Origin of the sequence: Schumannella luteola, from assembly GCF_013408685.1 — a bacterium.
GTDB classification, from domain to species: Bacteria; Actinomycetota; Actinomycetes; order Actinomycetales; family Microbacteriaceae; genus Schumannella; species Schumannella luteola.
The window spans coordinates 3,712,111-3,725,958 of sequence record NZ_JACBZY010000001.1; the positions used below are offsets into that span (position 1 = coordinate 3,712,111).

Here is a 13,848-nt window from a genome sequence, read left to right on the forward strand (position 1 = left end):
CGTTCGATGGATACGGCTCAGGCCGCCGCGAAGGCGGTCACGAGCTCGCGGGTGAAGTCGTCCAGGTCGTCGGGATCGCGCGAGGTGACGAGCGTCCACCCCGCTTCGCGGTCGACGTGCACGCTCTCATCGACCCAGGTGGCGCCGGCGTTCGTCAGGTCGGTGCGCAGCGAGGCGTAGCTGGTGAGGGTCTTGCCGCTCACCCTTCCCGTCTCGACGAGCGCCCAGGGTCCGTGGCAGATCGCGGCGATCGGCTTGCCTGCCTCGACGAAGTCCGACACGAAGGCGATCGCGTCGTTCTCGAGACGGAGCGAATCGGCGTTGATGGTTCCGCCGGGGATGATCAGCGCGTCGAAGTCGGCGGCGTCGGCTGCGCTGATGGTCAGATCCGCGGCGAGGGTCGCGCCCGGGTCCTTGTCGCCGACGAGCGTCGCGACGTCGCCTTGCTCGACGGCGACGATGACGGCCTGGCCGCCCGCGTCGATGACCGCCTGGCGGGGGCGGACCAGCTCGTCCTGTTCGATGCCGTAGTTGGTCACGACGATCGCGATCTTCTTGCCGTGCAGCTGCGAGGAGTCGGTCATGGAAGCCTCCGATGAATCGAGATCATCCGGGTGGCGATGCGGATCGCACCAGTCCCGGGAGTCGCGAGCGACGCTACGAGCGCGGCGACGATGCCGGTGCGCGTTCCCAGCGGGCGCGCATCCGACGGCCACCTGACACGCACCCGATGGTCCCGCCGGCCGCAGAAGCCGACCGTGACCCGACCGCCGCCTGTGCGCGGGCAGGGATCCCGCCCGCGCCCGGGCGCGGAGGCGTGGGATGACTTCCACGACCTGCAGACAACGGAAGGAGCGACCATGAGCGACCAGAACCTGCCCGCCGGAGCGAGCGAGGGACCGGGCGAGGAGCTGGAGAACAGCGAGATCGCGCCGCACGGCACGCCGAGCTCGGTCCCGGGCGACGACGGCAGCAGCGGAGTGCCCGGCGCGGACGGCGACGGCGTGCAGGGCACCGACCCCGACGTCGTGCCGGACGGCTCGGCGCCCGACACCGAGGGCGACGACGACCCGAGTTCGGGCGGCGCCCCGCAGAGCTGATCTCGCCGCACTGCGACAGACGAACGCCCCGGTCGGACCGACCGGGGCGTTCGTCTGCCGTCGAGCGTTCAGGGCGTGATCATGCCGCCGTTCACGCTGAGCGTGGCGCCGACCGTGAAGCTCGACTCCCCCGAGGCGAGGTAGACGTAGGCGGGCGCGATCTCGGCCGGCTGGCCGGCTCGGCCGATCGGCGCCTCGCTCGATCCGAACTCGGGCAGGCTCTCGGGGTCGACGCCCTGCGTGACCTGCAGCACCGACCAGGTGGGCCCGGGGGCGACCACGTTGACGCGGATGCCGCGCTCGATCAGCTGCTGCGCCATCCCCTTCGAGAGGTTGTTGATGGCGCCCTTCGTGGCGGCGTAGTCGAGCCGGTCGGGCGCCGGCGAGTAGGCCTCGGCGGACGCCGTGTTGATGATCGTCGACCCGGGCGCGAGATGCGGCACCGCGGCCTTGACGATGGCGAAGGCGGCGAAGACGTTGGTACGGAACGTCGCCTCGAACTGCTCTTCGCTGAGGTCGGCGATGTCGGGCACCCACAGCTGGCGTCCGGCGACATTGACCACCGCATCCAGCCCGCCGAGCTCCTCGACGGCGCGCGCGACGAGCTCGGCCGGGAAGCCGCGCTCGCTGAGATCGCCCGGCACGCCGACGCCGATGCGTCCGGCGGCGCGGATGTGCTCGAGCACGTGATCGGCGTCGCTCTGCTCCTCCCGCAGGTAGCTGATGACGACGTCGGCGCCCTCGCGCGCGTAGGCGATCGCCACCGCGCCGCCGATGCCCGAGTCTCCGCCGGTGATCAGGGCCTTGCGGCCCGCGAGCCGCCCGGTCCCCCGGTAGGTCTCCTCGCCGAGGTCGGGAACCGGATCGGCCTGCGACTGCAACCCCGGCTCGGGCTGCTGCTGCACGGGCGGTGAGATCACCGGGTAGGCGTGACGCGGATCGATGAAGCGGTACTGGTCGGACATGCAGGTCTCCTTCGCTCGCGGGCGGGAATGCGACAGCGGCGCCGTCAGCCCAGATCGCGGATCTTGATGGCGGCGTCGATCAACGCCAGATGGCTCAGCGCCTGGGGGAAGTTGCCGCGGAAGGCCCCGTCGACCGTCACCATCTCGGCGAGCAGCCCGACGTCGTTCGCGTCGCCGACGAGCGAGTCCATGCGCTCCCGCGCCTCGGGCACCCGGCCGACGCAGGCGAGCGCCGCCGTCGCCCAGAAGCCACAGGCGACGAAGAGATGCTCTTCCTCGCGCATGCCGGTGTAGCGCCAGAGCCGACCGCCGCCGGCACCGAGCTCGGCGTCGATCGCGTCGATCGTGCGCGACATCCGCTCGCCGCGGTCGAAGCCGCTCGGCGCGTGCAGCAGCACCGACACGTCGAGTTCGCTCGAGCCCGGCCACATCGTGTAGGCGCCGCGGCGCTCATCCCAGCCGTTCTCGTCGATCCAGGAGCGGATGCGCTCGCGTTCCGGCTCCCAGCGGTCGCGGCGATCGATGATCTGACCGCGCGCGGCGAGATCGATCGCAGCGTCGAGCGCCTGCCAGCAGCCCATCTTCGACGAGACGTAGTGGCGCGTCTCGGGCAGCTCCCACATGCCGCTGTCGCGACTGCGCCAGCGGTCGCAGACCCGGTCGGCGATGTCGGCGAGCAGCTCGCCGGTGGCCACGTCGAGCACGTTGCCCTCGGCCTCGGCGATGTACGAGCGCACGATGCCGAAGAGGTCGCCGTAGACGCCGAGCTGCAGCTGCGCGCCGGCGGGGTTGCCTGTCACGACCGGGCCGATGCCGTTCCAGCCGGCCGTGTCCTCGTGCTCGGTGACCTCACCGTCCACCCGCCCGTCGAGCCGGTAGAAGATGTGCAGATCCGGCGCCGAGGCCTTGATCGAACGCAGCAGCCACGACAGCGCGGCATGGGTCTCCTCGCGCAGACCGAACTGCACGAGCGCGCCGACCGTGTAGGCGAGGTCGCGCACCCAGGCGAAGCGGTAGTCCCAGTTCTTGTCTCCGGCATCCCGTTCGGGCAGCGAGGTGGTGGCCGCGGCGGCGATGGCGCCCGACGGCGAGTGGATGAGCAGCTTGAGCGCGAGCGCGCTGCGCTGCACGGCGTCACGCCAGGGGCCGTCGTAGCCGAACTCCTTCGACCAGGTGCGCCAGGCGGCGATCGTGCGGTCGATGGCCTCGCCGGCGCGCAGCGGGTCGGGTTGGTGCAGGGGCTCGTCGTCGGTGGCCGAGAGCCCGAGCACGTGCACCGAGCCGGGCGACGTGCGGAAGCGGGCGCCGACCGCATCCGTCGGGGAGTCGTCGACGGGATCGGGCGTGCCGACGTTGCCGGTCACGATCCCGATCGTCAGGTCGCCGGCCCGGATGACGCCGCGCTCGGCGTCGCCGCTGTCGATCCAGGGTGAGCGGGTGCCGAAGGCGATGCCGGGCGCGACCCGCCACTGCATGACCACGCGTCCCTCGACGCCCTCGATCCGCCGCACGAGCTCGGCCCAGGGCAGGCGTCCCGCGACCCCGGTCACGAGCGCGTCGCGCACGCGCACCACGCCGTGCTCGGTCTCGTACCGGGTCTCGAGAACGTTCGTGTCCGGCACATAGCGTCGGGTCATGGTGTGCTCGGCGACCGGCGCGAGCTCGATGCACCCCCCGTTCTGCTCGTCGAGCAGCCGCGCGAAGACCGGGGCGTCGTCGAGGCCCGGCAGTGGCAGCCAGTCGATCGTCCCGTGGCGATCCACCAGCGCCACCGTGCGGCCGTCGCCGAGCGCGGCGTGATCCTCGATCGGGGCGGACGATGGGGTCGTGGATGACGGGGTCCTGGATGACGGGGTCGCGTCCGCCGACCCGGCGCCCGACGTCCTGCTGCCGGAACGTGCGCTCACGGGCGGATCGCGCCGATGAGCTCATCGCGCGATGCCGGCGGGTCGGCGAGCAGGGCGCGCGCCGCATCCGTGCGATCCTCGATCGCCCAGAGCAGCACGCCGACCGGCGTGCCGACGTCGTCGAGGTAGTAGACGACCGCCTGCTCGTCCGGCTCGATCCAGTCCTCGACGGTGTCGAGTCCGGCGTCGAGCGCTCCGACGGCCTCCCAGCGCACGCCGAAGACCTGCGAGTACAGGAACGGCGTGTGCGTGTAGGTCTCGTCGGCGCCGGCCATCGCGCGCCCGGCGGCCCGGCCGGACTCGGTGGCGTGGTCGACGTGCTCGACGCGCGTGCGGCCGAGGATCGCATCGGGGTAGCGGGCGATGTCGCCGGCCGCCCACACGCTCGCGTCGGCGGTGCGCAGCCGCGCATCCACCACGACGCCGTCGTCCACCTCGAGCCCCGACTCCTCGGCGAGCGCGGTCGCCGGCGCGACGCCGAGCCCCGCCACGACCAGGTCGGCACCGAGAGCGCTGCCGTCGTCGAGATGCACGGCGAGCGCGTCGCCGTCGAGGGTCACCTGCTCGACGCGGCGTCCGCCGCGCAGCGACACCCCGCCGTCGGCGAACAGCTTCTCGTAGGTCGTCGCGACGGCGGGCGGGAACGTCGATCCGCCCAGCACCTCGTCGGGGTGCACGAGCGTGACCCGCGCCCGATTCTGCACGAGGGCAGCGGCCAGCTCGGCGCCGATGTAGCCGCCGCCGACCACCACGACGCGCGCGCCCGGCGAGAGCTCGCCGCGCAGGCGCAGGCAGTCCTCGGCCGAGCGGAAGTGGATGATCCGCTCGTCATCCGGCGCATCCAGCTCGTGCGGCACGCTGCCGGTGGCGAGCAGCAGCCGGCCGTAGCCGACCACCGCGCCGTCATCGGCGGTCACGGTCTTCCCGGCGCGATCGAGGGCCGTGACCTGCGTGTTCAAGCGCAGGGTCGCGCCGGTCTCGTCGACGGTGTTCAGCGGAACCTGGTCCCACTCGAAGTCGGGATCGGTCCAGAGCTTCTTCGAGAGCGCAGGCCGCGTGTAGGGCGGATCGACGTCGGCGCTGAGGATGCCGATCGTGCCGGCGTCGTCCAACTCGCGGATGCCGCGGGCGGCAGCGTCGGCGACCATCCCGCCGCCGACGATGAGGTAGTCGAAGCGCGTGTCAGCCATGCGCGCCTCAGGCCGACGGCGTGCGGTTCTCGGCGCTGACCATCCAGGCCAGCTGCTCGAGGCGCTCGATGATGCCGTGCAGGATGTCGGCGCTGGTCGGGTCGGCGTCGTCGACCGTGTCGTGCACCTCGCGCATCGTGGCGACCGTGGCCTCGAGGCGCTGGGTGATGAGGTCGACGGTGTCGGCCGTGTCGACCTCGCCGTGCGGGTAGTTCGGCAGCGAGGTGGTCGCGGCGATCGTGTCGCTGCGCCCGTCGGGAACGGCGTGCAGCGCGCGCAGGCGTTCGGCGACGGTGTCGCTGAACTCGCGGGCGTCCTCGACGATCTCGTCGAGCTGAAGGTGCAGGTCGCGGAAGTTCTTGCCGACGACGTTCCAGTGGGCCTGCTTGCCCTGCAGGTGCAACTCGATCAGGTCGACGTGCACGCGCTGGAGGGCGGTGATCAGCTCGTCGGAGGCGGTGAAGCCGTGCTCGGCGTTCTCGCGACGGCTGCTGCGGGCACCGGCATCGCCGGGGGCCGTCGCGGAGTGGGCGTTGTCCTGGGTCTGCGTGGTCTGGTCGAGGGTGTCGGTCATGGTGGCACGCTCCTTCCGAGGTCGATGGCGGCCACGTTAGGAACCTCGCCGCCTCCGAAGCCCGTTCGGCCAGCGGGCACTCAGTCGGCGCGCATCCCGTGTTGTGGTTCGGCCGGGTCGTCCCGGCGAGTCGCCGCGCCAGGTGTCCGCCGGGCGTGCGTCCGCTGAGAGTGGACGGGCCGCGTCCGACGCTGCCGCCTACCGTCGCCGCCATGACCGACACCGCTTCGACCTCTGCCAGCGCGACATCCGACCGCAGCCAGTTCACCTTCACCGACCCCACGAAGCTCTACGCCGACATCGACACCCCGGAGCAGTACCAGGAGGGCGCCGGACTCGATCGCGACCTCGTCCAGAAGGCCGACCTGGGCGAGCAGAGCTACCGCGGCAGCGGGCGCCTCACCGGACGCAAGGCCCTCATCACGGGCGGCGACTCGGGCATCGGCGCCGCCACGGCGATCGCCTTCGCCCGCGAGGGCGCCGACGTCGCGATCTCCTACCTGCCCGAAGAGCAGCCCGATGCCGAGCGCATCGCCGGCCTCATCCGCGACGCAGGGCGCGTGGCCGTGACGATCCCGGGTGACATCAAGGACCTCGAGTTCTGCCGCGAGCTCGTCGAGCGCACCGTCGCCCAGCTCGGCGGCCTCGACATCCTCATCAACAACGCCGGCAAGCAGCAGAACCGCCCCGCGCTCGAGGGCATCAGCGACGAGCAGCTCGACGAGACCTTCCGCACGAACATCTACTCGATGTTCCGCATCACGAAGGCGGCGCTCAAGTACCTGCCCGCAGGCTCGACGATCGTGAACACGACCTCGATCCAGGGCTACGACCCCTCGCCGAACCTGCTCGACTACGCGTCGACGAAGGGCGCGATCAACAACTTCACCAAGGGACTCGCCGCCTCGCTCGCGCCGAAGGGCATCCGCGTCAACGCCGTCGCGCCCGGCCCGATCTGGACGCCGCTGCAGACGGCCGGCGGCCAGCCGCCCGAGGAGCTGCCCACGGTCGGCGAGGGAACCGGTCTCGGCCGCTGGGGTCAGCCCGCCGAGTTGGCGCCCGCCTTCGTGTTCCTCGCCTCGCCCGAGTCGAGCTACGTCGTCGGCGAGACGCTCAACGTCAACGGCGGGATGACCACGCCGTGACAGCCCGGCGCCGGGCATCCCGACGCCAGGCGCCTCAACCCAGGAGCTCGTCGCGCAGGTCGGCCACCGAATCGGCCACGCGGCGGGCTCCCGCGTCGATCAGCTCGTCGCCGCCGATGCCGCCCGTGCGCACCGCGAGCGCCGGCACCCCGGCGCGACCGGCCGCGACCACGTCCCACACCGCATCGCCGACCATGATCGAGTCGGCAGCGTCCGCCCCGCCGCGTTCAAGGGCGACCTGGATGATGCCGGGGTGCGGCTTCGCGGTGTCGACGTCGTCGGCGTTCGTGGTCGCGATCACGCCCGTGTCGACCAGGCCGCTCAGGTCGAGAACGTCGACGAGGATGCCGAGCTCGTCCTCTGGCGCGGAGGTCGCCAGCACGACGCGCACCCCCGCGTCCAGCAGCTCGAGCACCGTCTCGCGTGCACCAGGGAGCGGGCGCAGCCGGTCGACGCTCGCGAGGTAGGAACGCTTGTGCTCGGCGGTCGCGGCATCCCGGCCGGCCTGGTCGACGCCCGGCAGCAGGTCGTCGAGCAGTGCCTCCGAGTCCATGCCGATCGAGCGATGCACCCGCCACGAGGCGGCCGGGTGTCCGACCGTCTCGAGCCCGCGCATCCAGGCGTCGACGTGCAGGTAATTGGAGTCGACGAGGGTCCCGTCGATGTCGAACAGCACGGCGCGCGACTCAGGCACGACGCCACCCGTGCGACTCGAGGTGCGAGCCCGCCTGCGGACCCATCTGGTTCATGCCGCCGTCGACCGTCCACGATGCCCCCGTGACGTAGGACGCGGCAGGCGAGGCGAGGAAGGCGACGACCGCGGCGATCTCGTCCACGTGCCCGGGGCGCCCGAGCGGGATACCGGGGCGCGCGACCTCGTAGGGATCCTCGCCGCCCGACTCCGACATGTCGGTCGCGATCTCGCCGGGCGCGACCGAGTTCGCCGTGATCCCGTGCTCGCCGAGTTCGAGGGCGAGCGTCTTCATCAGACCGCCGAGCCCGTGCTTCGCGGCGTCGTAGGCCGAGCTGCCGACGCGCGGCTGCGTCTCGTGCACGCTCGTGATCGCGATGAGCCGGCCGGGCACGCGGTGATCGACCATGTGCCGCGCGGTGCGCTGCAGCACCGAGAAGGCGCCGTCGAGGTCGGTCGCGATCGTCGTGCGCCACTCGTCCCAGTCCATCTCGAGGAACGGTGTTCCGCCGCCGGCGCCGGCGTTGTTGACGAGCACGTCCACGCCGCCCAGCTGCTCGATCAGGCGGTCGATCGTCGCGAGCGCCGACTCGCGATCGGTGACGTCGAGCCGTTCCACGACGGCGCTCGACCCGGCCGCCTCCACCTGGCGCGCGGTCTCGAAAGCGCCCTCCTCGTCGCTGTGCCAGGTGACGCCGACGCGCATCCCCGCTCGAGCGAGATGCACGGCGATCGCGCGGCCGATGCCGGAGTCGGATGCGGTGACGATCGCCGTCGCCGGGCGGAAGTCGCGGTGGTCGATGCGGACGGACGCTGGCGCATCGTCGGGGTGCTGGGGGCTGTCGGTCATGCGGGCGACGGTAGGCACCCGTCGCCGCCGGGCGGTGTCACGCGCGGGCGCCTCTCAGGCGATGACCGGGCGGCACGGAGCCGACGGCCGGCGATGATCTCCGCTGACGATCAGCCCGATTCGGCGTGCGCGTCCCGGCGCTCGAACGGCGCCGCCGCCGGAGTGGTCACCAGAAACCGCCCCACCCACGTCCCCTCGACACCGTGCCCGCCAACCGAACCCCTGACTGTTCCACGCGACGGTACGCCGCGGGAGGCCGCAGCGAGCGACAGCGGTCGGGGATCGAGATCCGCCCTGCGCACTCGCTGTCAGTCGTACGGACGTCGGATCACCCACGCCACGCTGGATCACGGACGCGTCGCGGACCCGTCCGTCTCGGCGGAGGATCGACGAGCGCACCGACCTCGTCACCACGCGAACGGAGGTTCACGGATGGGCCGATTCAGTTACGACAACTCGCTCAGCGTCGATTTCGACGATCGGGTGCTCGCCCACCTGCAGGTGGTGATCGGCGCGAAGCTGCGCCGCGGCGAGTCGTTCCACTTCACCTGGATCGACGACGAGTCCTCGGGTGATGGGCGCACCACGGTCTGGATGCACCCGCACGCCAACCTCGTCTACAAGTACTTCGGCAAACGCGCCGCAGTGCTGAACCGGGCCTGGATCGACGCGCTCATGTTCACCGCGAATTCGGTCAGCGGGCTCCATCTCATGGCCGAGCCGCCCGACCGCGAGACACGGGACCGCGCTGACGACCTGGGCTGAGTCCGGCTTCCGTCCCGGGCTCGTGTCGGCGTCGCGGGCTAGCGTCGAGCCATGGTGCAGAGCCTCGAGCTGACGCTGGATGCCGCGAGCGACGCCGCCGTGAGAGTCGAGTGGGATGCGCTGGCCGCCGCCGGGCTGCCGAGCCAGGCCGCGCACCGTCATCCCAGCAACCGCCCGCACGTGACGCTGCTCGTGCGGCCCGCGTTCGACCGGCCGCCGCTCGCCGATCCGGCCCTCGCGCCGGTTCTCGCCGGGCTGCCGCTGCCGCTGCCGCTTCGGCTCGGTGCCCCGGTGCTGTTCGGCCGCGGCGAGCGCCGCGTGCTCGCTCGCCTCGTCGTGCCGAGCGCCGCGCTGCTCGGGCTGCACGGCGCCCTCCATCACGCCGTGAGGCCGGGCGATGACGCACCGAACACGACGCCGGGCGAGTGGACGCCGCATGTGACGCTCGCCCGCCGCATCCCGCTCGACCGACTCGGCGAAGCGCTCGCGGTGCTCGACGCCGCCGACGAATCGGGGGCTGTCTCGCTCGATGGCGTCGCCGAGTCGCTGCGCCACTGGGACGGCGACGCCCGGATCGTGACCCCGCTCGGCTGAAGTCAGCCCTGCGGTCCCGGCACGGCCGGGGTGATCCCGATCTCCGTCGGCCGGCCGTCGCCGGGCGCGCGCACGGTGACGACGTAGCTCGGCAGGTTCAGCTGCACCGCCGCATCCGCCCGCGAGCCCGAGACGCATCGCGTCGCCGCGATATCCGACTCCTCGGTCTTCTCGACGGCCATGTAGCAGCGCGCGCCGCCGCGCGTCGTGGTCGTCCACACGGCGAGAGCCCCGCTCGCGCCGTCGGTGAGGGGCGTCCCGTCGCCGCTCGTCACCGGACTGCCGTCGCCCTCGGTGGCGGCCGTGCCCTCCCCCGGCAGCCCCGTGGCCATCAGCGTCCAGGTGTTGGCGATGCGCGACGGGCCCGCGCTCACCACTTCGGGAACGATGCCGACACCATCGGCCCGCGTCACGGGCCCGGTGCTCGGTGATGGGGTGAACCCGCCGAAGGGGAACACCGTGTGCGGGTCGGCGCCGAGGGACGACGGCTCCGCCCCCGGATCGGCCGCGCCGGCGTCGGTCGCGGCGGTCACGACCAGAAGAGGATGCCCCAGCAGTCCCGGCACCACCACGACCAGCGCGATCGCGGCGGCGACGGCCGCGGCCCCGGCTCCCGCACCGGCCCAGAAACGACGCGACCGCGAGAGCGGGACGCGGCCGACGGGCTCGACCGGCTCGTCGCCGGCACCCGTCGCCGACACCGCCTCGCCCGGGGTCGCGGCACGAGCCGAACGCACATCTCCGGCGTCCGGAGCGGCACCGGTGGGCCCGTCGGCGCGCGACGGCGCCGGGGCGCCGAGTGGACTCCCTACGGGCTCGCCCACCGCCCGACGGCCGCCATCGAGCGCGCGACCCAGTGCGGCGAGGTCGGCCGCGCTCGCATCACGACCGAAGGCGGCGGCCTTCAGCACCTCGAGGTCATCGCTCGTCGGGTCTGCCTGATCGCCCGTCCTGCCCGCCTGATCGCTCATCTCGCGAGTGTGCACCACCGCCGAGCACGCGACAATGCACGAACCCGCGGATCGTCAGCCGGTCCTGCGCTCTCAGCGCGGCTCGACCCGGTACTCGCCGGCGTCGGGTCGCACGCTCACGCGGTAGCTGGGCAGCTCCAACTCGACCGTGCCGAGGCTGCGCGACGGCAGGCACTCGGTCGCCGCGTGCGCGATCCCCTCGGCATCCCTCTCGACGGCCATGTAGCAGCGGCCTCCATCCGCCGTCGACGAGACCCAGAGCGCCCAGGCGTTCGGTGCTCCGGCGCTGTCTCCCGGCTGCGACCAGCCCAGGTTGTTCCAGTCGTTCGCGACGGTCTGATACCCCGCCGCATCGATCGACCCGGGGATCACTCCGACCCCGTCTCCCGAGGTCGTCGGCTGCGCCGGGTCGGCCCCGTGCCCGTACGCGTCGCCGGACGGGAGCGACGGATCCGCGGCCGCCACAGCATCCGGGGACGCCGAGGCGCTCGGCTGCGGTGCGGTGAGCGGCTCGCCGCGCAGCACCGGCGGAAGGACGATCGCGGCGCCGGCGAGGACCGCGAGAGCGAGCCCCGCGCCGATGCCGAGCAGGAACGGCCGCCGCGCGAGCGCTGTCCCCCGGTGTGAGTCCTCCGACGCGTCGCTGTCGCCGACCTCGCGCTCCGGAGGGCCACCCTCGGAGGGATTCGCCGCCGCCGGCGGACCGATCGCCGACCTCAGCGCCGCCACATCCTGGGCCGTCGCGTCGCGGCGGAACGCCGCTGCCGTCAGAGCCTCGATCTCCTCGCGTCGCCGCCCTCGCGCATCTCCCATTCCGCGAGACTGCCTCACGATCGATCCTGCGACAAGCTCCTCGGCCGTGTCGTCAGTGGTGCACGCCGAGCTCCACGAGCAGCACGCCGCCGATGATGAGTGCGACGCCGAGGCCCATGACCCAGGTGAAGGGCTCCGTGAACAGGATGCGGCCGGCGAGCGCCGTCAGCGCGACCCCGACGGCCGTCCAGATGCCGTAGGCCACACCGACAGTCATGCCCGACTGCAGCGTGAGCGACAGCATCGTGAACGCGAGCGCGTAGCCGACGACGACCGGCGGGATCCACTTCCAGCCGTGGTGCGCGGCCATGCGCAGCGACAGCGTGCCGCCCACCTCGAGCACGATCGCCAGCGCCAGGAAGAGGAAGCTCACGACTCCGCCCCGGCGATCTCATCGGGCGACGTCGCCGCCGCGCCGCTCGCCCGCTCGCGCTGGGCACGCTGCCGTTCCGCGCGCTGCGACCCGATCTCGACCACCAGCACGCCCGCGATGATGAGCGCGATGCCGCCGAGCATGGTCGGCGTCAGCGGGTCGCCGAACAGCACCGCGCTGAGCACGGCGGTGAGGGCGACGCCCGAAGCACCCCACAGTCCGTAGGCGACGCCGAGCGGCACACCGCGGCGCAGCACCTGCGGCAACAGCAGGAAGGCGCCGAGGTAGCCGGCGGCGACGAGCACGAACCATCCCGGATTCCGCTGCGCCGCATCCAGCGCGAGGGTCGCCGAGACCTCGCAGACGATGGCGCCGGCGAGCAGCAGCCAGCGCGTCATCGGGTCGGGGTGGACGGGTCGAGCACCCGCCGATCATAGTGACGCCCGGCGACGCGGAATCGACGCCGCCTGCGCGCCGCCGCCGAGTCGGGGCCGCCGATCGGACGCCTACGACGCGCCGCCGACCGCCTGGACGAGCTGGATCAGGTTGCCGCAGCCGTCATCGAGCACGGCGACGCGCACCGGCCCGGCGTCCATCGGCGGCGTCGGGAACTCGACCCCCAGCGCCGTCAACCGCGCGTGCTCAGCGTCGAGGTCGTCGACGGCCAGCTGCAGCAGCGGGATGCCGTCGGCCTTGAGCGCGTCGCGGTAGGGCTTGACGGCGGGGTGCCCCGCGGGCTCGAGCAGCAGCTCGGGCCCGTCGGGACGCTCGGGGGACGCGACGGTGAGCCACGCGTCGGTGCCGATCGGCACATCCTGTCGCTTCTCGAAGCCGAGCACCTCGGTGTAGAACCGGAGCGCAGCCCGCTGGTCGTCGACGAACACGCTGGTCAGTTCGATGCGCACGGGCGATCACTCCTCAGGTCGATGGCCCCAGGCAACCACGCACCGCCGACGTGCGCCAGACCCGGCGGACGGGTCGGCCGAGCTGGCGGGCGAGCGGGCGGGCGGCAGCAGGCCGCGCCTCAGCCGCGCAGCCCGAGCTCCCCCGCGATCGCCCGCAGCGTCTCGAGCGGTTCGGCGACCGGCTGCACCTGCACGCACACGTGGTCGGCGCCGGCCTCGAGGTGCGCGCGCACCACCGTCGCGATCCGCGCGGTCGAGCCATGCACGACGATCTCGTCGACGAGCCGGTCACTGCCTGCCCCGTCGGTGTCGGCCGCCGTGAAGCCGGCACGCTGCATCGAGGCGACGTAGTTGGCCTTGTTCAGGTAGCCGGCGAGGAACCGGCGAGCGGTCTCACGGGCGCGCGCGGCATCCTCGTCGAGCACGACCGTCTGTTCCGGGGCGATGAGCGCGCCCGCGCCGAGCGCGGCCCGCTGCTCGGCCGACTGGCTCGGCACCGTCAGATAAGGATGCGTGCCCGCGCTGCGCTCGGCGGCGAGCGTGAGTGACTTCGGTCCCATCGCGGAGAGCACGCGGGCCCCGACCGGAACGCCGGCCGCGTCGAGCACGTCGAGGTAGGCGCCCATCGCCGCGAGCGGACGCACGCGCTCGGGCGTCGCCTCGCGGTGGCCCGAGCCGATGCCGAGCAGCAGACGCCCCGGATGCCGCGCCTCGATGCGCTGCCACGACGCGGCCAGCTCCTCGGCCGACGACTTCCAGATGTTCACGATCCCGGTGGCGACGACGATGCGCTCGGTCGCGTCGAGCAGCGCCTCTGCCGCCCGCAGATCGGAGGGCGGCGAACCGCCCAGCCAGATCGCGCCGAAGCCGAGGCCCTCGATCTCGGCGGCGAGCGCCGCATCCACATCGGCGGTGCCCCGCCAGACTCCGACCTCGCCGATGCGCTCGCTCCAGCTCACGATGTGCCCCCTCCGGCCGCCTGCATCCGGGTGCGCAGGGGCCTCA

Annotated in this window: 17 protein-coding genes; 4 read left to right on the forward strand and 13 right to left on the reverse strand. The window is 72.7% G+C overall.

Annotated features, from left to right (window positions below):
- Positions 1-17: 17 nt before the first annotated feature.
- Positions 18-584, reverse strand: coding sequence for a DJ-1/PfpI/YhbO family deglycase/protease (locus BJ979_RS17065; RefSeq protein ID WP_179569771.1), 567 nt, complete (start codon positions 582-584; stop codon positions 18-20).
- A gap of 276 nt (positions 585-860) precedes the next feature.
- On the opposite strand from BJ979_RS17065, the gene BJ979_RS17070 reads away from it, so the two are divergent.
- Entirely contained in the window at positions 861-1,100 is a 240-nt protein-coding gene (locus BJ979_RS17070) for a hypothetical protein (protein ID WP_179569773.1), read from the forward strand.
- A 68-nt stretch (positions 1,101-1,168) separates the two neighbouring features.
- Here BJ979_RS17070 and BJ979_RS17075 read toward each other — a convergent pair whose 3' ends face one another.
- The 4 genes from BJ979_RS17075 to BJ979_RS17090 are packed head-to-tail and all read right to left on the reverse strand — an operon-like array spanning position 1,169 to position 5,736.
- The gene (locus tag BJ979_RS17075) at positions 1,169-2,065 is read right to left on the reverse strand and encodes an SDR family oxidoreductase (RefSeq protein WP_179569775.1); all 897 of its coding nucleotides are present in this window, start codon (positions 2,063-2,065) and stop codon (positions 1,169-1,171) included.
- Positions 2,066-2,109: 44 nt separating this feature from the next.
- The gene (locus BJ979_RS17080) at positions 2,110-3,972 is read right to left on the reverse strand and encodes a glycoside hydrolase family 15 protein (protein ID WP_343046751.1); all 1,863 of its coding nucleotides are present in this window, start codon (positions 3,970-3,972) and stop codon (positions 2,110-2,112) included.
- Complete coding sequence (locus tag BJ979_RS17085) at positions 3,969-5,162, reverse strand: NAD(P)/FAD-dependent oxidoreductase (protein ID WP_179569777.1); 1,194 nt, start codon at positions 5,160-5,162, stop codon at positions 3,969-3,971. The genes BJ979_RS17080 and BJ979_RS17085 overlap by 4 nt, the downstream gene beginning before the upstream one ends.
- Positions 5,163-5,169: 7 nt before the next feature.
- On the reverse strand, positions 5,170-5,736 hold the full coding sequence (locus tag BJ979_RS17090) for a Dps family protein (RefSeq protein ID WP_179569779.1): 567 nt from the start codon (positions 5,734-5,736) through the stop codon (positions 5,170-5,172).
- Positions 5,737-5,948: 212 nt separating this feature from the next.
- Here BJ979_RS17090 and BJ979_RS17095 point away from each other — a divergent pair, with 212 nt between their 5' ends.
- Entirely contained in the window at positions 5,949-6,881 is a 933-nt protein-coding gene (locus BJ979_RS17095) for an SDR family oxidoreductase (RefSeq protein WP_179569781.1), read from the forward strand.
- Positions 6,882-6,915: 34 nt separating this feature from the next.
- Here BJ979_RS17095 and BJ979_RS17100 read toward each other — a convergent pair whose 3' ends face one another.
- Positions 6,916-7,575 carry an HAD family hydrolase gene (locus tag BJ979_RS17100; protein WP_179569783.1) on the reverse strand — a complete coding sequence of 220 codons (660 nt, stop codon included), beginning with the start codon at positions 7,573-7,575 and terminating at the stop codon, positions 6,916-6,918.
- Positions 7,568-8,422, reverse strand: coding sequence for an SDR family oxidoreductase (locus tag BJ979_RS17105; protein WP_179569785.1), 855 nt, complete (start codon positions 8,420-8,422; stop codon positions 7,568-7,570). The genes BJ979_RS17100 and BJ979_RS17105 overlap by 8 nt, the downstream gene beginning before the upstream one ends.
- A 432-nt stretch (positions 8,423-8,854) precedes the next feature.
- Here BJ979_RS17105 and BJ979_RS17110 point away from each other — a divergent pair, with 432 nt between their 5' ends.
- Both BJ979_RS17110 and BJ979_RS17115 read left to right on the forward strand, forming a co-directional pair.
- Positions 8,855-9,187: a DUF7882 family protein gene (locus BJ979_RS17110; protein ID WP_179569787.1), complete on the forward strand. Its 333-nt coding sequence runs from the start codon at positions 8,855-8,857 to the stop codon at positions 9,185-9,187.
- A 51-nt stretch (positions 9,188-9,238) separates the two neighbouring features.
- On the forward strand, positions 9,239-9,781 hold the full coding sequence (locus tag BJ979_RS17115) for a 2'-5' RNA ligase family protein (protein WP_179569789.1): 543 nt from the start codon (positions 9,239-9,241) through the stop codon (positions 9,779-9,781).
- A 2-nt stretch (positions 9,782-9,783) separates the two neighbouring features.
- Here BJ979_RS17115 and BJ979_RS17120 read toward each other — a convergent pair whose 3' ends face one another.
- From BJ979_RS17120 to BJ979_RS17145, 6 genes are all read right to left on the reverse strand, one after another.
- On the reverse strand, positions 9,784-10,752 hold the full coding sequence (locus tag BJ979_RS17120) for a hypothetical protein (protein ID WP_179569791.1): 969 nt from the start codon (positions 10,750-10,752) through the stop codon (positions 9,784-9,786).
- Positions 10,753-10,824: 72 nt separating this feature from the next.
- On the reverse strand, positions 10,825-11,565 hold the full coding sequence (locus BJ979_RS17125; RefSeq protein ID WP_179569793.1) for a hypothetical protein: 741 nt from the start codon (positions 11,563-11,565) through the stop codon (positions 10,825-10,827).
- Positions 11,566-11,617: 52 nt separating this feature from the next.
- Entirely contained in the window at positions 11,618-11,938 is a 321-nt protein-coding gene (locus BJ979_RS17130) for a DMT family transporter (RefSeq protein ID WP_179569795.1), read from the reverse strand.
- Complete coding sequence (locus BJ979_RS17135; protein ID WP_179569797.1) at positions 11,935-12,336, reverse strand: DMT family transporter; 402 nt, start codon at positions 12,334-12,336, stop codon at positions 11,935-11,937. Before BJ979_RS17135 ends, BJ979_RS17130 begins: the two co-directional genes overlap by 4 nt.
- A 108-nt stretch (positions 12,337-12,444) precedes the next feature.
- Positions 12,445-12,843, reverse strand: coding sequence for a VOC family protein (locus BJ979_RS17140; RefSeq protein ID WP_179569799.1), 399 nt, complete (start codon positions 12,841-12,843; stop codon positions 12,445-12,447).
- 119 nt (positions 12,844-12,962) lie between these two features.
- On the reverse strand, positions 12,963-13,802 hold the full coding sequence (locus tag BJ979_RS17145) for a TIGR03620 family F420-dependent LLM class oxidoreductase (RefSeq protein WP_218853521.1): 840 nt from the start codon (positions 13,800-13,802) through the stop codon (positions 12,963-12,965).
- Positions 13,803-13,848: the final 46 nt, after the last annotated feature.